The organism is Nonomuraea sp. NPDC049400 (assembly GCF_044466425.1).
Classification (GTDB): Bacteria; Actinomycetota; Actinomycetes; order Streptosporangiales; family Streptosporangiaceae; genus Nonomuraea.
Genome location: NZ_JBITMP010000041.1, coordinates 48997 through 66472, shown reverse-complemented (window position 1 = coordinate 66472; position 17476 = coordinate 48997). Strand labels below are relative to the sequence as shown.

17 protein-coding genes, 1 tRNA gene and 1 pseudogene are annotated in these 17476 nt (G+C 68.5%); 12 read left to right on the top strand and 7 right to left on the bottom strand.

Going from position 1 to position 17476, the window contains the following annotated elements; translation table 11 throughout:
* Positions 1-271: 271 nt before the first annotated feature.
* The 5 genes and pseudogenes from ACIBVN_RS43710 to ACIBVN_RS43690 form a co-directional block, all read left to right on the top strand.
* Positions 272-424: a hypothetical protein gene (locus ACIBVN_RS43710; protein WP_397146232.1), complete on the top strand. Its 153-nt coding sequence runs from the start codon at positions 272-274 to the stop codon at positions 422-424.
* The gene (locus tag ACIBVN_RS43705; RefSeq protein ID WP_397146230.1) at positions 351-1991 is read left to right on the top strand and encodes a replication initiator; all 1641 of its coding nucleotides are present in this window, start codon (positions 351-353) and stop codon (positions 1989-1991) included. The genes ACIBVN_RS43710 and ACIBVN_RS43705 overlap by 74 nt, the downstream gene beginning before the upstream one ends.
* Positions 1992-2003: 12 nt before the next feature.
* Entirely contained in the window at positions 2004-2210 is a 207-nt protein-coding gene (locus tag ACIBVN_RS43700) for a helix-turn-helix domain-containing protein (protein ID WP_225271124.1), read from the top strand.
* A complete protein-coding gene (locus tag ACIBVN_RS43695; protein WP_397146190.1) occupies positions 2210-2938 on the top strand; it encodes a hypothetical protein in 729 nt (242 codons plus the stop codon). The genes ACIBVN_RS43700 and ACIBVN_RS43695 overlap by 1 nt, the downstream gene beginning before the upstream one ends.
* Positions 2939-2957: 19 nt before the next feature.
* A pseudogene (locus ACIBVN_RS43690) lies at positions 2958-3566 on the top strand (tyrosine-type recombinase/integrase); the annotation flags it as partial.
* A gap of 90 nt (positions 3567-3656) precedes the next feature.
* Here ACIBVN_RS43690 and ACIBVN_RS43685 read toward each other — a convergent pair.
* Positions 3657-3730: transfer RNA gene (locus tag ACIBVN_RS43685), tRNA-Gly, on the bottom strand.
* 106 nt (positions 3731-3836) lie between these two features.
* Here ACIBVN_RS43685 and dcd point away from each other — a divergent pair.
* The 3 genes from dcd (at position 3837) to ACIBVN_RS43670 (ending at position 6205) form a co-directional block, all read left to right on the top strand.
* On the top strand, positions 3837-4412 hold the full coding sequence (gene dcd / locus ACIBVN_RS43680; RefSeq protein WP_349446505.1) for a dCTP deaminase: 576 nt from the start codon (positions 3837-3839) through the stop codon (positions 4410-4412).
* Between the two features lie 165 nt (positions 4413-4577).
* Positions 4578-5195 (top strand): DUF47 family protein, encoded by a 618-nt coding sequence (locus tag ACIBVN_RS43675; protein ID WP_344496488.1) that lies wholly within the window; start codon positions 4578-4580, stop codon positions 5193-5195.
* A gap of 5 nt (positions 5196-5200) precedes the next feature.
* Positions 5201-6205, top strand: a complete 1005-nt coding sequence (locus tag ACIBVN_RS43670; RefSeq protein WP_397146189.1) for an anion permease — start codon at positions 5201-5203, stop codon at positions 6203-6205.
* A gap of 45 nt (positions 6206-6250) precedes the next feature.
* Here the strand turns inward: ACIBVN_RS43670 and mshD are convergent, their stop codons facing one another.
* Positions 6251-7165, bottom strand: a complete 915-nt coding sequence (gene mshD / locus ACIBVN_RS43665) for a mycothiol synthase (RefSeq protein WP_397146188.1) — start codon at positions 7163-7165, stop codon at positions 6251-6253.
* A gap of 108 nt (positions 7166-7273) precedes the next feature.
* Here mshD and ACIBVN_RS43660 point away from each other — a divergent pair, with 108 nt between their 5' ends.
* The gene (locus tag ACIBVN_RS43660; RefSeq protein ID WP_397146187.1) at positions 7274-9061 is read left to right on the top strand and encodes a bifunctional metallophosphatase/5'-nucleotidase; all 1788 of its coding nucleotides are present in this window, start codon (positions 7274-7276) and stop codon (positions 9059-9061) included.
* A gap of 26 nt (positions 9062-9087) precedes the next feature.
* On the opposite strand, the gene ACIBVN_RS43655 is transcribed toward ACIBVN_RS43660, so the two are convergent.
* Both ACIBVN_RS43655 and ACIBVN_RS43650 read right to left on the bottom strand, forming a co-directional pair.
* A complete protein-coding gene (locus tag ACIBVN_RS43655; RefSeq protein ID WP_397146186.1) occupies positions 9088-9417 on the bottom strand; it encodes a pyrophosphatase in 330 nt (109 codons plus the stop codon).
* 24 nt (positions 9418-9441) lie between these two features.
* Entirely contained in the window at positions 9442-10809 is a 1368-nt protein-coding gene (locus ACIBVN_RS43650; protein ID WP_397146185.1) for a sensor histidine kinase, read from the bottom strand.
* A gap of 161 nt (positions 10810-10970) precedes the next feature.
* Here ACIBVN_RS43650 and ACIBVN_RS43645 point away from each other — a divergent pair, with 161 nt between their 5' ends.
* Complete coding sequence (locus ACIBVN_RS43645; protein WP_397146184.1) at positions 10971-11954, top strand: NAD-dependent epimerase/dehydratase family protein; 984 nt, start codon at positions 10971-10973, stop codon at positions 11952-11954.
* 37 nt (positions 11955-11991) lie between these two features.
* Here the strand turns inward: ACIBVN_RS43645 and ACIBVN_RS43640 are convergent, their stop codons facing one another.
* Together ACIBVN_RS43640 and ACIBVN_RS43635 are read right to left on the bottom strand one after the other, a co-directional pair.
* On the bottom strand, positions 11992-13644 hold the full coding sequence (locus ACIBVN_RS43640) for an FAD-binding dehydrogenase (RefSeq protein WP_397146183.1): 1653 nt from the start codon (positions 13642-13644) through the stop codon (positions 11992-11994).
* 60 nt (positions 13645-13704) lie between these two features.
* Positions 13705-14082, bottom strand: coding sequence for a hypothetical protein (locus ACIBVN_RS43635; RefSeq protein ID WP_397146182.1), 378 nt, complete (start codon positions 14080-14082; stop codon positions 13705-13707).
* A gap of 370 nt (positions 14083-14452) precedes the next feature.
* Between ACIBVN_RS43635 and ACIBVN_RS43630 the strand changes: the two genes are divergently transcribed.
* Positions 14453-14779: a hypothetical protein gene (locus tag ACIBVN_RS43630; RefSeq protein WP_397146181.1), complete on the top strand. Its 327-nt coding sequence runs from the start codon at positions 14453-14455 to the stop codon at positions 14777-14779.
* A 3-nt stretch (positions 14780-14782) separates the two neighbouring features.
* On the top strand, positions 14783-16891 hold the full coding sequence (locus tag ACIBVN_RS43625) for a carbon starvation CstA family protein (protein ID WP_397146180.1): 2109 nt from the start codon (positions 14783-14785) through the stop codon (positions 16889-16891).
* Here ACIBVN_RS43625 and ACIBVN_RS43620 read toward each other — a convergent pair.
* Positions 16880-17476, bottom strand: coding sequence for a histidine phosphatase family protein (locus ACIBVN_RS43620; protein WP_397146179.1), 597 nt, complete (start codon positions 17474-17476; stop codon positions 16880-16882). The two genes, ACIBVN_RS43625 and ACIBVN_RS43620, sit on opposite strands and share 12 nt — an antisense overlap.

Sequence of the window (17476 nt, the reverse complement as noted above, 5' to 3'; positions counted from 1 at the left end):
GCTCTCCAGGACCCTCGCAAGGAGGTCATGAACATCCGCAACCTCTTCCCGGGCAAGATCGCTCTGCGGCTGGACGAGTCGGAGCAAGTGGACATGGTGCTCGGCGACGGGGCAAGAGATCGCGGCGCGCTGGCCGACCTGATCTCTTCTCGTTCCGAGCGGGGGGGGCGGGCGTCGGATACGTGCGACTGGAGACCAGCCCTGACCCGGTTCGCGTCCGGGCGGCGTACGTCTCCGACGACGACATCCGCGCGATGGTCGGTGAGGCCCGATGACGCTGGCTCACTTCCTCGACGGCCTGCGCTGCGCTTCGTGCGGTGCGCTGAATGTCCTCTGGCTCGACGCGATGCGTGGCCTGGTCGAGTGCTCCGAGTGCGGACAGACCGCGCTCACGTTCCCCGAGATCGGAGAGGAGGTCCATTGACCGACCGCAAGACTCCGCGCGCTGTCCGCATGGCTCAACCGCTCGCCCGCGACGTGGCCGAGGAGATCGCCAAGCTTCACGGCGTCTGCATCCGGCCCGTGGCGCTCAAGCGGCTCGACATGACGACCGGAAAGTCAGAGGTCGTGTCCCGTGCGGCTCGCCGCAGGAGAGCAAGTGTCCTCCGTGCGCCAAGCGCAACCGGCAGCTCCGGATGGCGCAGTGCCGCGAGGGCTGGCACCTGGATGAGGAGCCGATCATCACGCCCGACGAGCCGACCGATGGACAGCGCTGGCTCATCGAGTTCCGGGCCGACATGCAGGCAAAGCGCGATGAGGAGGAGAAGGCCGGCGGCGACACCTCAGACTTGGACGCCGTGCTCACCGGGCTCGACATCGAGATCAACGAGGCCGGGATGCGCGGCAATGTGCTGGGGCGTACGGCGTCCAAGCGGGTCCGTTCGACGAAGCGCCGCCAGGACGCGCCAGACCTGCCCAAGCGAAAGATGGCCAGCACGACCCTGGGCCGGACCTTCGAGGCAGCGGACGGCAGGACCTATCGGCCTTCGCTGTTCGTCACGCTGACCCTGCCGAGCTACGGCAAGGTCATGAACGGCGCTCCCATCGATCCGGACGCGTACGACTACGTTCGGGCGGCCCGTGACGCGCTGCACTTCTCCAAGCTCGTGGACCGGTTCGTGCAGAACCTTCGCCGGGTCGCTGGCTACGACGTACAGTACTTCGCCACGGTGGAACCTCAGAAGCGGCTTGCCCCGCATCTGCACATGGCCGTCCGAGGCACCTTGCCGCGCGCCGAGATGAAGCAGATCGCGGCGGCGACCTATCACCAGATCTGGTGGCCTCAGGCGGATGAAGCGCGCTTCGAGGGTGACCACCTGCCTGTCTGGAACGACGGCATCGGTTACGCAGACCCTGACACGGGCGAGGTCCTGCCCACCTGGGACGAAGCCCTCGACCAACTCGGGGACGAGCCCATGCACGTGATCCGTTTTGGCGATCAGGTGGACGTGAAAGGCGTGCTCGCCGGGTCGCCGGACGCCGATCAGTGCATCCGGTACCTGTCCAAGTACCTCACGAAGAGTCTCGGCGAGACCTTGGACGGTCAGGCCCAGCGGGAGCACGCGGCCCGCTTCGTCGATGCCCTGCGCTACGAGCCGTGCTCGCCGACCTGCCCGAACTGGCTGCGATACGGCGTGCAGCCCAAGAGCGTCAAGTCGGGAATGGTGCCTGGCCGGTGCAAGTCCAAGGCGCACAAGCCGGAACACCTTGGCTACGCCGGTCGCCGTGTCCTCGTCTCCCGGAAGTGGAGCAACAAGTCGCTCGCTGAACACAAGCAGGACCGCCGGACCTGGGTTCTGGAAGCTCTCGGCCAGGCCGACGAGCCCACCGACCCGCACCGGTACGTCTGGCAGCCCGTCAGACCGGGCGATCCCGATGTCGCACCGATCGGAGTCCGGCTCCTCCGATCCATCGCCGAACGGCAGCGATGGCGCGCCCACCTGAGACAGCTCGAAGAGCAGAGTCTTTCGGCAAATCCGCAGGCAGCCTGAGAGGAGGAGATCTTGGACCAACTGTTCACCGTCCCGGAAGCGGCCGAACTGCTCAGCACCTCGGTGCGCTTCGTCCGCCGACTGATCGCCGAACGCCGGATCGAGTTCGTGAAGGTCGGACGGCACGTCCGCATCCGTGAGTCCGCACTGATCGCCTTCGTCGTCGCCGGGACCGTCGCGCCCATGACGACCTTCGACGCAACCGGGAGGGCCGCCTGATGGCGAACAAGGACAACCACCGCCGTTTCGGCAACATCCGCAAGCTGCCCTCGGGGCGGTTCCAGATCCGCTATCCCGGACCCGACGGGCGCATGCGGACCGGCGAGGAGACCTACGAGCGCAAGGGCGACGCGGACCGGGCGCTCACCCTGATCGAGGGGCGGATTCTCGCTGGAACATGGACCGACCCCGAGCGCGCCAAGATCAAGCTCGCCGATTATTCGGCAACCTGGATCGACCAGCGCCCTGGCCTCCGTCCTCGGACGGTGGACCTGTACCGCTGGCTGCTCAAGAAGCACATCACGCCGTATCTCGGCAACGTCTCGCTCGGGAAGCTCTCCACGGCGATGATTCGGCAGTGGCGGGCGGACCTGCTCGGCAAGGGCGTCTCCGTGAGCATGGCGGCCAAGGCGTACCGGCTGCTGCGGGCCGTGCTCATGACGGCGGCCGAGGACGACGGGATCATCCCCCGCAACCCGTGCAGGATCCGCGGGGCCGGCGACGAGCATGCCGAAGAGCGACCGGTCCTCTCCGTGGGGCAGGTCTTCGAGCTGGCGGACAAGGTTGGGCGCCGACCAGTGGGCAGCATCCGGGGGCTCAAGAGAGGCGAAGGACATCGCATCCGATTCCAGAGGCATGGTGAGATGCGGACCTACCCGGAGGTCTTCCCGACGCGAGCAGAAGCCGAGCGGGCGCTGCGGCGGATGATCGACACCGGGGCAGGCTGACTGCACGCACGATCGCCGCTACCGGGCCTTCGTGCTCCTGGCGACGTTTGCGAGCCTGCGGTGGGGCGAGATCACCGCACTGACCCGATCAGATCTCGACCTCGACACGGGTACGGTCCGCGTGCGCCTGGCCTATGTGGAACGCTCCACTGGCGAGCTGGTTCTCGGTCCACCCAAATCCAAGGCTGGCAGGCGCATCGTCGGCATCCCGCAAGCGATCATTCCGGCTCTGAGGGAACACCTGCGGCTCTACGTGAAGCCCGAGGCGGGAGCGCTGATCTTCGCCGGGATCAAGGGTGGCCCGATGTGTCGGAGCGGGTTCAACAAGCTCGCCGGATGGATTGAGGCCGTGCGGGCGATCGGCGTTCCGGAGCTGCACTTCCATGATCTCCGACACACGGGAAACATGATCGCGGCGGACTCGGGCGCGGGTCTCAAGGACCTCATGGCGCGCATGGGGCACGACAATGTCCGGGCCGCGATGATCTATCAGCACGCCGTCCGGGGAGCCGACAAGCTGATCACTGAAGCGATCGATAAACACCTCATCGGGCATGAACGGGCACGCGACGATGATGACGACAATCCGCCTGGCCTGCTGGTCCCTACGGATGACCACGAACCCTAATGGCACGCTAATGGCACGCAGAGATCAATAACCCCACACAAGATCAAAGCCCAGGTACCGAATCCATCGGTCTACCTGGGCTTTCACAGTTGGAGCGGGTGACGGGAATCGAACCCGCGCTGTCAGCTTGGGAAGCTGATGTTCTGCCATTGAACTACACCCGCGTACGACCCCAACTCCGAAGCCGCGACCCCTACTGTAGCGGAAACTTGGCGTGCAACAGCAATCCCGACCCCGCACGGTTTCCGGCCGGGCGGTAAGTTGCTCACCGTGCTGCTATCTGACCGTGACATCCTTGCTGAGATCGACGCCGGGCGGCTTGCGCTCGATCCCTTCGAGCAGGAGATGATCCAGCCCTCCAGCATCGACGTACGGCTGGACCGCTTCTTCAGGGTGTTCGAGAACCATCGTTACCCCCACATCGACCCGTCCGTGGAGCAGCCGGATCTTACGCGGATGGTCGAGCCCGATGGGGACGAGCCGTTCATCCTGCACCCGGGTGAGTTCGTGCTGGCCTCCACCTACGAGGTGATCACGTTGCCGGACCATCTCGCGTCGCGGCTGGAGGGGAAGAGTTCGCTCGGGCGGCTGGGGCTGCTGACGCATTCGACGGCGGGGTTCATCGATCCCGGGTTCAGCGGGCACGTCACGTTGGAGTTGTCGAACGTGGCCACGTTGCCGATCAAGCTCTGGCCGGGGATGAAGATCGGGCAGTTGTGCGTGTTCCGGCTCAGCTCGCCCGCCGAGCATCCCTACGGGTCGGCCAAGTACGAGTCGCGGTATCAAGGGCAGCGTGGGCCCACGCCGTCGCGGTCGTTCAGGAACTTTCACCGGACCAAGGTCTGATAGGGCTCCCCCCGGTAAGGCAAAAAAAGATCTCAAAGTACGCTCTGTGCCGGTGTCGTACAACATACGCGGGGTAGCCAGAAGGAGAAGGGGACATGAAGTTCGCATTTCGCCTGGTAACCCGTACCCTCTACACGGACCATCCCCGCACATCTGGAGAACGACGTGCGCCTGCGTCTCACGCCACGTGAGGACAGCTACTACGACCTGTTCGCGGACTCCGCGAACAATCTGGTCACCGCGTCCCGTCTGCTAGTTGAGATCATCAGCGACGGCTCGGACAGGGAGTCCCTGGCCGAGAAGATGCGTGCTTGCGAGCACGCCGGTGATGAGCGCACCCATGCGATCATGAACCGGCTCAACGAGAGCTTCATCACTCCGTTCGACCGCGAGGACATCTACCGCCTCGCGTCCAACCTCGACGACGTGATGGACGCCATGGAGGCCGCCTCCGACCTCATCGTGCTGTATCAGCTCGACCATCTGCCGAAAGACGTGGTCAGGCAGGTCGAGGTGCTCGAGCGGGCCGCCGAGCTGACGGCCGAGGCCATGCCGCGGCTGCGGTCCATGAAGAACCTCAACGAATACTGGATCGAGGTCAACCGCCTCGAGAACCAGGGCGACCAGGTTTACCGCAGGCTGCTGGCCAAGCTGTTCAGCGGGGAGTACGACGCGCTCACCGTGATGAAGATGAAGGAGGTCGTCGACGCGCTGGAAGAGGCGGCCGACGCCTTCGAGCACGTGGCCAACACCGTCGAGTCGATCGCGGTCAAGGAAAGCTAAGCCCTGTGGACCTCACGCTCGCCCTCGTCATCGGCGTGGTCGTCGTCTCACTGATCTTCGACTACACCAACGGGTTCCACGATGCGGCGAACGCCATCGCTACCTCCGTCTCGACCAGGGCACTGACCCCCAGAGCCGCGCTGTTCATGGCCGCGGCCATGAACTTCATCGGCGCCCACCTGGGCACCCAGGTCGCTCAGACGGTCGGCAAGGGGATCATCGACGCTCCGGACGGCCCTCACGGCCTGGTCGTCGTGGCCTCGGCGCTCATCGGTGCGATCGCCTGGAACCTGATCACTTGGTACTTCGGACTGCCGTCCTCCTCCAGCCACGCGCTCATCGGCGGCCTGGTGGGCGCCGCGCTGGCCTCGGCCAGTGTGGTGCACTGGGGCGGCGTCGTCGAGAAGGTCGTCATCCCGATGGTGCTGTCGCCGCTGGTCGGGTTCACGCTGGCGGCTCTGATCATGATCGCAATTTACTGGATCTTCCGCAACAGCCAGCCGGGCAAGACCAACCGGGGCTTCCGCTACGCGCAGACCGTCTCGGCCGCCGCCATGGCGCTCGGGCACGGGCTGCAGGACGCGCAGAAGACCATGGGTGTCATCTTCCTGGCGCTCACCGTGGGCGGCTTCGCCGACCCGACCGATCCGATCCCGCAGTGGGTCATCCTGGCCGCCGCCGGGGCGATCTCGCTCGGTACGTACGCAGGTGGCTGGCGCATCATGCGTACGCTGGGGCGGCGCATCATCGCGCTGGACCCGCCACAGGGCTTCGCCGCGGAGTCGGCGGCGGCGACCGTCCTGTACGGGGCCGCCATCGGGTTCGGGGCGCCGATCTCCACCACGCACACGATCACCTCAGCGATCATGGGCGTGGGAGCCACCAAGCGGCTCAGCGCCGTGCGGTGGGGGGTCGCCGGGAACATCGTGACCGCATGGATCCTGACCATTCCGGCCGCTGCTCTGGTCGCCGCCCTGTCCTACTTCGCCCTTCACGCGATAGTGGAGTAGGGCCGGCTGGACATCACGTATCTCCCGTAGGGCCGCGGCCGTACATCACCTGTCTCCCGTAGGGCTGTACATCACGTCCACGTCCCAGCGGTTGAAGCCGAGGGACTCGTACAGCCTGATCGCCGCCGTGTTGGCCTCGTCCACGTACAGCATCGCCTGGGCGAGGCCGCGCGAGCGCAGGTGGCTCAGCCCGGCGAGGGTGAGCGCCTTGCCCAGGCCCGTGCCCTGCTGCGTGGGATCGATGCCCACGACGTAGACCTCCCCCAGGGGCTCGTGGCCGTGGGACGAGGAGCCGTGGATCTTCGTCCAGTGGAAGCCGGCGAGCCGGTCGCCGCGGACGGCCAGGAAGAACCCCTCGGGGTCGAACCACGGCTCCTGCTCGCGGCGGAGCAGGTCGTCCATCGTCCAGGCGCCCTGCTCGGGGTGGTGGGCGAAGGCCGCGGAGTTCACCTTGAGCCAGGCCTCCTCGTCCCGGCCGGGTACGAACGTGCGCAGGCGTACCCCATCGGGCAGGGCGAAAGACGCGAGCGGCGCGAAGAGGGAGCGGCGCATCTGCCAGAGCGAGCGCACCCGCTCGAAGCCGAACTTGGCCGCCAGCGCCCCCGCTCCCACGTGGTCGCCGTGCGCCCACAGGCGCGGCTTGCCGCCGGTCAGCTCCATGACGGAGCTCAGCAGGCGCGTGCCGTGTCCCTGGCGGCGGCTGCCGGGGTGGACGACGAGCTCCACGCTCGGACCCTCGACCTCGTCCGTGGGATCGACGTGGGCGTAGCCCGCCAGCGTGCCGCCGGCCTCCAGCAGGAGGGACCGGGCCTGCGGATCGCCGCCGTAGCGGAGGTGGAGCATCACGTGCTCGTTGAGCGGGCGGACGCCGTCGGCCTCCGTCGCCGCCTCGACCAGGCCGAGCACCGCGGCGATCTCGGTGTCATCGAGCCGTTCCCTGACCTTCACGTGTGCACTCACAGAACGAACTCTAGGCGCATGACTGGCAAATAACGCCATGTGACAACCTGGCAAATCGTTACCTTTGCGCCATTGGCCGCATAGGTTCGCGCCGTAACGTCTTGAGCCATGACGTCTCGTTCATTCCTCCGGCTGACGCTGGCCGGAGCCGTCGCCTCGGGTGCGGTCATGCTCGCCACCCTTCCGGCGGACGCGAGCAAGGCTCCCAGGACGGTCCCCGTCCGGCTGCTCGCGCTCAACGACTTCCACGGCAACCTCGAACCCCCCACCGGATCCTCCGGCCGCATGGTGGACGAGAACGGCAAGACCGTCGACGCCGGTGGCGCCGCGTACGTGGCCACGCATATGAAGGCCCTGGCCGACGAGAACACCATCGCCGTGGCCCAGGGCGACCTCATCGGGGCGACGCCGCTGATCTCGGCGGCCTACCACGATGAGCCGTCGGTCGAGTTCCTGGGCAAGCTGGGGCTCAAGGTGGCCGCGGTGGGCAACCACGAGTTCGACGAGGGCTACACCGAGCTGCGGCGGATCATGAAGGGCGGCTGCCACCCGGTGGACGGCTGCTCGCCCGCCGGCACGTGGAAGGGCGCGGCGTTCGACTACGTGGGCGCCAACGTCCTGTTCAAGAACCCCGACGAGAAGACCGACGCGCTCGCCGCGCTCGGCGGCTCGAGCTCGGCGCAGGTCAAGCAGGTGCTGTCGGACTGGGGCGTGCCCGCGCTGCCGCCGGTCAGCATCAAGTGGATGAACGGCGTGCCGATCGGCTTCATCGGCCTGGTCACGCAGACCACGCCGAGCATCGTGACGGGCGAGGGGATCAAGGATCTCAAGTTCGTCGACGAGGTCAAGGCCGCCAACGTGGCCTCCAAACTGCTGAAGCTGGTCGGGGTTAAGGCGCAGGTCGTGCTCGTGCACGAGGGTGACCAGGTGACCGCGGGACAGTCGCCCGACGCGTGCAGCGCCGTCCCAGGGGCGGGCAACCGCATCGCCACGCAGGTGGCCCCGGAGATCGACATCGTGCTCAGCGGGCACTCGCACCAGGCGTACCTGTGCAAGGTCAAGGACCCGGCGGGCAACGACCGCGTCTACTCGCAGGGCGGCTCGTTCGGGCGGGTCATCACGCAGGTGGACCTGAACGTGGACGTGAGGACGCGCGACATCGACCGCGCTTCGGTCGCGGCGGACAACCACGTCGTGACTCGAACCGTTACCCCGGATCCCGAAATTTCCGCGTTCGTTCAGACGTGGAAGGACCGCGTCGCGCCCGTCGCCAACAAGCCCGTCGGCACGATCAGCAGCGACATCACGAACGTGGCCGTGCCCTCCGGCGAGTCCGCGCTCGGCGACCTCATCGCCGACGCCCAGCTCGCCGCCACCAAGACCGGCGGCAACGCCCAGATCGCGCTGATGAACCCGGGCGGTGTGCGGGCGTCCCTCACGTACGCCTCGTCGTCCGCCAACGAGGGCGACGGCGTCGTGACGTACGGCGAGGCCTTCACGGTGCAGCCGTTCAACAACCTCATGCAGGTCGTCACGCTGACGGGCGCCCAGCTCAAGACGGTGCTCGAGCAGCAGTTCACCGGCGGCCCCAACAACCAGGCGTTCACCAAGATCCTGCAGCCCTCGGCGAACTTCACCTACACCTACAGCCGGAGCGCCGCCTGGGGTGCCAAGGTGTCCGACATGAAGATCGACGGGGTGCCGGTGACGGACACGCAGTCCATCCGGGTCGCGGCGAACAACTTCCTGGTGGGCGGCGGTGACGCGTTCCTCGCCTTCAAGGACGGTACCGACCTGTGGAGCGGGCCGCTGGACGTCGACGCCTTCGTCGACCACCTCGGCAAGAACAACCCCATCGCCCCGCCCGCAACCAACCGCATCACCGCCGTCGACTGACCCTTGTTCACGGCCCGCCCGGTGCTCTACGGGCGGGCCTCCTTTTCACCTTCCGTTTTCCAGGCCAGCCACTTCCGTGCGACCTCCGTCTCCAGGTCCACCCCGTGGTGGTGGGCCATGAGGAGCACGTGGCAGAGCACGTCGGCCAGCTCCGCGCGGAAGTCGAGCTCGAGCTCCTCCGCCGTGCGCCCCTTGGTCCTGGCCCGGCCAGTGCGCATGAGGAACGCCTGCGTCAGCTCCCCGAGCTCCTCCTGGAGCTTGAGGAGGAACCAGGTGTCGTCCCGCTCGATCCCGAGCCGTTCCGCGTACTGCTTGGAAATGGATTCGATCTCGGTGGCGAGCCGGCGCAGGTCCATGCAAGGGAGTGTAGGAGCGGCCGGTCACGGTGGCCCGTACAGGGGGAGGACGACCACGAAGCGGGCGCCGGGTGCGTGGTCGGCGACGGTGAGGCTGCCGCCGTGGGCGGTGGCGATCTCTCTCGACAGCGGCAGGCCCAGGCCGCTGCCGCCCTTGTCCTTGGCCCTGGCGCTCTCCAGGCGCGTGAACCGTTCGAAGACCCGCTCCCGGTCCTGCGGCGGGATGCCCTCCCCGTCGTCGGTCACCGTCACGACGACCTTGTCGCCTTCCACCTCCACCTCCAGGTCGATCCTGGTGGCGGCGTGCCTGGTGGCGTTGTCGAGCAGGTTCGTGAGGAGGCGGTCGAGCTGCATGGGGGAGCCGAAGACCGGGGCGCCGGCACACAGGTCGGGGATGATGCGCACGTCGGAGCCTTCGCGGCGGCGTATCTGGTCCTGCGCCACCTGGGCCAGGTCCACCACGCGGCGCTCCGGGACCGCGCCCGCGTCCAGCCTGGCCAGCATCAGCAGCTCGTCGATGATCCCGGCGAGCCGGTCGGCGGCGGCCAGCGCCCGCTCGCCCGTCATCTTCCAGTCCGTCTCCTCCGGGTAGGCGTGGGCCACCTCCAGCTGGGCGCGCAGGGCGGAGATGGGGCTGCGCAGCTCGTGCGAGGCGTCGGCGACGAAGCGGCGCTGCGTCTCGGCCGAACGTTCGAGGCGGTCGAGGGTGTCGTTCGTGGTGAGGGCCAGGTAGGTGATCTCGTCGCCGGTGTCGGGTACGGGCACGCGCCTGCTGAGGTCCTGGCCGGTGATCTCGGCCATCTCGGCGCGGATGCGTTCGACGGGACGCAGGGCGGAGCCCACGGTGATCCAGGTGATGCCCGCGATGCACACCAGGACGAGCGGAGTGCCGAGGAACACCAGGAGATGTACCCAGATGAGGGCGCGATCGACGTCCGCCAGGGAGGACGCCCCGTACACGGTGGCGGGGCCGTGGGGCGTCTGCACCGTGAGGGCCATGATCAGATAGTGGGCCTCCGGTTCGTCCGGGCTCCGGTACACGGTGCGCTCGGTGGTGTAGACGGTCTCGGGCTTGGCAGGGCGGAGGCTCGTCAGGGGCAGTTCCTCGGGGACGCCGCGGCTGCTCGCGATCACCTTCCCGTCCGCCGAGACCACCCGCAGCAGCTGGACGCGCGTCGGGGGCTCCAGCACCGGGGGCAGCTCTCCCGTACGCGCCTCACCCGCGACCCGCCGCACGGCCACCTCGACCCTGGCGTGTTCGACGCCCCGCAGGTTGTCCGGCACCGTGGTGAGGGTGAGGACGGACGTGGCGCAGAAGACCAGTGCCGCTATCAAGGTCGCGACCGCGGTCAGGCGCGCCCGGATCGAGCGCGGAAAGAGCCGTCTCACCATCCCATCCCATCCCCCCTCTGCGTCACTGTCTGTGACATTTACCCTTCGGACGGCGATCGCAATATGGCTGTGCGTGAGGGCCTCAGGCTTTCGCTCCTGGCGATTCCGCTGACGGCGTGCACACCTACCGCGCGGGGAGCCGGAGAGCCAAGGTGGATGGCATGAAACTGCTGGTGCTGGGTGGCACGGAGTTCGTGGGGCGGGCGGTCGTCGAGGAGGCGCTGGCGCTGGGCTGGGAGGTGACGGCGTTCAACCGGGGCAGCCACGAGCCGCCTGCCGGTGTGGCGGCGTTGCGTGGCGACCGGACGGCGCCCGGCGGGCTCGCGGCGCTGGAGCGCGGGGAGTGGGACGTGGTGATCGACACCTGGTCGTGGGCGCCGGCCGCGGTCAGGGACACCGCGTCGCTGCTGGCCGGGCGGGCAGGCCATTACGTCTACGTCTCCAGCCGCTCGGTCTACGCGCCGCCGGTGCCGTTCGGCGCGGACGAGAGCGCCCCGGTCGTGGCGGCGTCGGCGGACGATGGAGACGGCGACTACGCCAAGAACAAGGCGGGAGCCGAGCTTGGCGCGGTCGCGGCCTTCGGCGAGCGGGCGCTGCTGGCACGCGCGGGCCTGATCCTCGGCCCGTACGAGAACATCGGACGCCTGCCGTGGTGGCTGACCAGGATCGCCCGCGGCGGCCAGGTGCTCGCCCCGGCGCCGAGGGACCTCGCTCTGCAGTACATCGACGCCCGCGACCTGGCCATCTGGTGCCTGGAGGCGGCCCGGCGCGGCGTCGGCGGGGCTTTCAACGTGGTGAGCCCGCCGGGGTTCGTGACGATGGGGCAGGTCCTGGAGGCGTGCGTGAAGGCGACGGGATCCGACGCCGAGCTGCGCTGGGTGGCGGCCGAGCCGATCCTGGCGGCGGGCGTGCAGCCGTGGACGGACCTGCCGATCTGGCTGGTGGGGGAGTCCTACGACTTCATGCACGGGGGCGACGTGTCCAAGGCGGTGGCGGCGGGCCTGCGATGCCGGCCGCTGGAGGAGACGGTGGCGGACACGTGGCGGTGGCTGCAGAGCATCGGCGGCCGGCCCCCGATGCGCCCGGACCGCCCCAGCGTCGGCCTCGACCCGGAGGTGGAGGCCCGGCTGCTGCGGCAAACGTGAGCCCGGCCGCGCGATCAGCCGGATGTGTCGAGGGTGGTCAGCCGGCGGCGGCGCGGCCGGCTTGGCGGCCGGAGAAGAGGCAGCCGCCCAGGAAGGTGCCCTCGAGAGCGTTGTAGCCGTGCACCCCGCCACCCCCGAACCCGGCGATCTCTCCCGCCGCGAACAGCCCGTCGACGGGCCGGCCGTCCAGGCCCAGGGCGCGCGAGTCGAGGTCGGTCTGGATGCCGCCGAGCGTCTTCCGGGTGAGCACGTGCAGCATGACCCCGACCAGGGGACCGGCGGCCGGGTCGAGGATCCGGTGCGGCGTGGAGGTGCGCCCGAGCCGGTCGCCGAGGTAGCGGCGGGCGTTGCGGATGCCCTGGATCTGGGAGTCCTTGCTGTACGGGTTGGCGAGCTGCAGGTCGCGGGCCTCGATCTGGCGGCGCATGAGCTCGGCGTCGAGCAGCGGCTCGATCGTGAGCTGGTTCATCTTGGCGACCAGGTCCGCCAAGGTGTCGGCCACGACGAAGTCCGCGCCGTTGCGCATGAAGGCCGCCACCGGACCGGGGGCGCCCTTGCCGAGCAGGCGTTCACGGAGGAAGGCCTTGCGGTCGTTGCTCGTGATGTCGGGGTTCTGCTCGGAGCCCGAAAGCGCGAACTCCTTCTCGATGATCTTCTGGGTCAGCACGAACCAGGAGTGGTCGTGGCCGGTGCCGCGCAGGTGGCGCAGGGTGCCCAGCGTGTCGTAGCCGGGCAGGCAGGGGTCCGGCAGCCGCCGGCCCACCGCGTCGAACCACATGGAGGAGGGCCCTGGCAGGATCCGGATGCCGTGGCCCGGCCAGATCGGGTCCCAGTTGCGCAGGCCCTCGGTGTAGTGCCACATGCGGTCGCGGTTGACCAGCCGCGCCCCGGCCTCGGCGCTGATGTCCAGCATGCGGCCGTCGACGTAGGCGGGCACGCCGGTCACCATGCTCTCCGGGGCGGTGCCCATCCGCTCGGGCCAGTAGCGGCGCACCAGGTCGTGGTTGCCGCCGATGCCGCCGCTCGTGACGATCACCGCGGGCGCGGCGAGCTCGAACTCGCCGACCTCGTCACGGTTGGAGGCGACCCCGCGCGGCGAGCCGTCCTCGGCGAGCAGCGTGCCGCGCACTCCTTGTACGGCGCCGCCGCTCATGACCAGCCCGTCGACCCGGTGGCGATGGTAGAAGGTGACCAGCCCGCGCTCGGCCGCCTGCCGCACCCCGCCGACGAACGGCCTCAGCACGCCCGGACCCGTGCCCCAGGTGACGTGGAATCGCGGCACGGAGTTGCCGTGGCCGTCAGCGCGCAGGTCGCCGCGCTCGGCCCAGCCGACGGTGGGCAGCAGCTTGATGCCGAGCTGGTCGAGCCAGGCACGCTTCTCCCCGGACGCGAACTCGACATAGGCGCGGGCCCACCGTACGGCCCAGGAGTCCTCGTCCTCGAGGCGGTCGAACTGGGCGCTGCCCTGCCAGTCGCTCCAGGCCAGGTCGAAGGAGTCCTTCACGCCCATCCGCCGCTGCTGCGGCGAGTCGACCAGGAACAGGCCGCCGAAGGACCAGAATGCCTGGCCGCCCAGGTTGGCCGCGCTCTCCTGGTCGACCACGGCGACCCTCTTGCCCCTGGCGGTGAGTTCACAGGTCGCCACCAGGCCTGCCAGGCCGGCTCCGACGACGATGACGTCAGCGTTCATGCGCCGATGATGGCGTCTGTGACATTCCATTCACAAGGTGGATGAAAGACGCCAAAGGGCTCACGTGCCGTTGATCTCCAGCAGGCGATCGAGCCGGAGGGCGAGGTCGATCATCTCGCACCTGAGCGAGTCGAACTTCTCCATGATCTCGGACTGGGTGGACTTGAAGTTCTCGTTCGTCTGCGCGCGGAAACCGGCGATCTCCACGATGAGAGCCTCGAAGTCCTGGCTCGCCTCCGTGCGGACGTCCGCGATCTCGGCCTTCAGCTCGGCGAGGCCGATCGACCTCTCGCAAGCGTGGACGGGCAGTCCGGGCCTGTGCGGGCCGCTCTGCGCCGGGATGACGTGGTGGGGGCGTGGGCCGGGGCCGGAGCGCACGATCGTCTCGAGAGCTTCCACCCGGCGTTTCAGGTCGAGGATCTCTGCCTCTACGTTCACGCACTCCTACCTTCGCCATGGCCGCCCGGGCCTCACTTCGTGTGTGCACATGATGGCAAGCGGTTCATGATCAGGGGCGATCGATCGCCGAAGCACGTGCGGATTTTTCTCCCGACACGACGCCGGCGCTGATGGCGGACATGGTGACGGCCACCGCGTGACGCACCTTCGAAGAGCCACGGTTCGCGTCGAAGGAGCACAGGGCGATGGCCGCAGGGACCAGTTTGCTGCCTGGCCGGTCGCCGGTGAAGCCCCGTCAGAATCGGTGACTCCTACTTGTTGTGCCGCACCGGCGCCCACGTTTCGGAAGCAACTACTTCGGGTAAAACCGACGTTGATCTCTGAGCTGCCTGGTCCTCAGGAGCCCCAGATGTCCCGTATCACGTTGACGCGTGCCGCCCGTGAAGCGCTGCGCGACGAAGAAGTGGTGTTCTTCGACTGGCACGTGACCGGCCTCTGCTGCGCGGACGCGGGGGAGTTCTCGGTCAGGCCGCTGCGTCGCTCCCGTCTCCCCCGGCGGGCCCGCAGCCTCGGGACCGATCTGGCGTACGCCCATCCCACCGCCTGGGTGCATCTAGCCGAGCTTCCCGTGACGATCGACTGCCGTCCGCTCTGGCGCTGGCGGCACTTCACCACCGATCTGCCGCCGGACGCCGGGCTGCGTTGCTGCCTGGGTCGCCCCATTGCTGGGAGGTAACGGGTGAAGCTGCGTTCCATCATCATCTGGACGGCGGTCGCCGCCGTCGGGGCCGCTGGGTGGGCGGTGCTCGCCCTGTCCAGAGGAGAGAACGTCAACGCGGTCTGGCTGCTGGCCGCCGCACTCGGCTCGTACGCCATCGCCTACCGTTTCTACGCCCGTTTCATCGTCCGCAAGGTGCTGGGCGCGGACGACCGCAGGGCCACCCCGGCAGAGCGGCTCGACAACGGCATCGACTACCAGCCGACCGACCGGCGCATCCTGTTCGGTCACCACTTCGCCGCCATCGCCGGGGCGGGGCCGCTGGTCGGGCCCGTGCTGGCGGCTCAGATGGGCTACCTCCCCGGCACCATCTGGATCATCGCCGGCGTGATCTTCGCCGGGGCCGTCCAGGACATGGTGATCCTGTTCTTCTCCATGCGGCGCAACGGCAGGAGCCTCGGCCAGATGGCCCGTGAGGAGATCGGGCCGATCGGCGGGGCGGCGGCGCTCATCGCGGTCTTCGCCATCATGATCATCCTGCTGGCCGTGCTGGCGCTGGTCGTGGTCAACGCCCTGGCCCAGTCGCCGTGGGGCGTCTTCTCCATCGCCATGACCATCCCGATCGCCCTGTTCATGGGCTTCTACCTGCGGGTGATCCGGCCGGGCAGGGTCGTCGAGACCACCGTGATCGGGGTCGTGCTCCTGCTGCTGTCGATCGTGGCCGGCGGCTGGGTGCAGGAGTCGAGCTGGGCGCCGTTCTTCACGCTGAGCCCGTCGGCGCTGGCGCTGTGGCTCATCGCGTACGGGTTCGTCGCCGCGGTGCTGCCCGTGTGGATGCTGCTCGCGCCGCGCGACTACCTGTCGACGTTCATGAAGATCGGCACCATCGTGCTGATCGCGATAGGGATCGCCGTCACGATGCCCACGCTGAAGACCACGGCGTTCACGGACTTCGCGTTCAACGGCAAGGGGCCGGTGTTCGCCGGGTCGTTGTTCCCGTTCGTGTTCATCATCATCGCCTGCGGGGCGCTGTCGGGCTTCCACTCGCTGATCTCCTCCGGCACCACCCCCAAGATGATCCAGAAGGAGACCCAGGTCCGGATGATCGGGTACGGCTCCATGCTCATGGAGTCGTTCGTGGCGGTCATGGCCATCACCGCGGCCTGCGTGCTGACCCCTGGGCTCTACTTCGCGATGAACTCCCCGGCGGGCGTCGTCGGGGCCACCGTGCAAAGTGCCTCCCAGGCCGTCAGCGACATGGGCTTCGTGATCACACCGGAGCAGCTCCAGGCCGCTGCGGCGGCCGTACAGGAGCAGACCCTGATCGCCCGCACCGGCGGCGCGCCCACGCTGGCCGTGGGCATCTCGCAGATCTTCTCCGGGTTCATCGGGGGAGCGGGGCTGCAGGCGTTCTGGTACCACTTCGCGATCATGTTCGAGGCGCTGTTCATCCTCACCACCGTCGACGCGGGCACCCGGGTGGGGCGCTTCATGCTGCAGGACACGCTGGGCAACCTGTGGAAGCCGATCGGCAAGGTGAGCTGGTGGCCCGGGCTGGTGGCGGCCAGCGCCGTCGTCGTGGCGGCCTGGGGATACTTCCTGTACGTGGGCGTCAACGACCCGCTGGGCGGCATCAACCAGCTCTTCCCGCTCTTCGGCATCGCCAACCAGTTGCTCGCCGCGGTGGCGCTCACCGTGGCCACGACGCTGCTGATCAAGAGCGGCCGGCTGAAATGGGCCTGGGTGACGGGGGTGCCGCTGGCGTGGGACGTCGCGGTGACGCTGACCGCGAGCTACCAGAAGGTGTTCTCCGCCGACCCCACGCTCGGCTTCTTCGCCCAGCGCGACCGCTACCAGGCGGCGCTGGACCAGGGGAAGCTGCTCGCGCCGGCCAAGACCCAGGGCGCGATGGAGCAGATCGTGGTCAACTCCACCGTGGACGGGATCCTGGCCGCGCTGTTCGCGGTCCTGATCGTCATCGTGATCCTCGACGCCCTGCGCGTGTGGGTGACGGCGATCAGGTCGCGTGAGCCGCTGCCGACCACGGAGGCGCCGTTCGAGGAGTCGAAGATCCGCGCCCCTGCCGGGCTCATCGCGACCCGGGAGGAGCGGGAGATGCTAGAGGCGTAGCTCCGGCGGGAAACCTGTCCACCGCAGGTCGGCGGGCAGGTGGCCCATGTCGTTGAAGAGCAGGACGGAGGACGGGCGGTCCTGCGCGTACCTGATGACGGTCAGGGCGGCGTTGCAGTGGTTGAGGCCGAGCCAGCGCCAGTCCGGGGCGTTCAGCGCGGCACGGACGAGCCAGCCGATCAGGAAGTTGTGCGTGACGACCAGCTCGTGGCGAGTGCCTTCCACTGGGCCGGTGAACAGCTCTTCGGCCGCACGGGCGAGCCGCGCGCCGCCGTCCTCCGGGAACTGGCCGACGAAGCCCAGGAGCCGGTCCGCGTGCTGCGCGGGCAACTCCTGCTTTGCCGGTACGTACGGGACGAAGTCTCCGGCGGCCTCGGAGACACGCACGGGTACGTCCGGGAGCTGCTCGGCGATCAGGCGAGCGGTCTGGGCGGCCCTCGGCAGCGGCCCGTGGTGGATGGCTGAGAGGGGGACGCCCTTCAGCCGCTCGCCGAGCAGCGTGGCCTGCCGGCGGCCGTTCTCCGTGAGGCCGCTCTCGTCCGGCGTGGCCTCGCCGTGGCGGGCGAGGTAGAGGTAGCGGGTCAT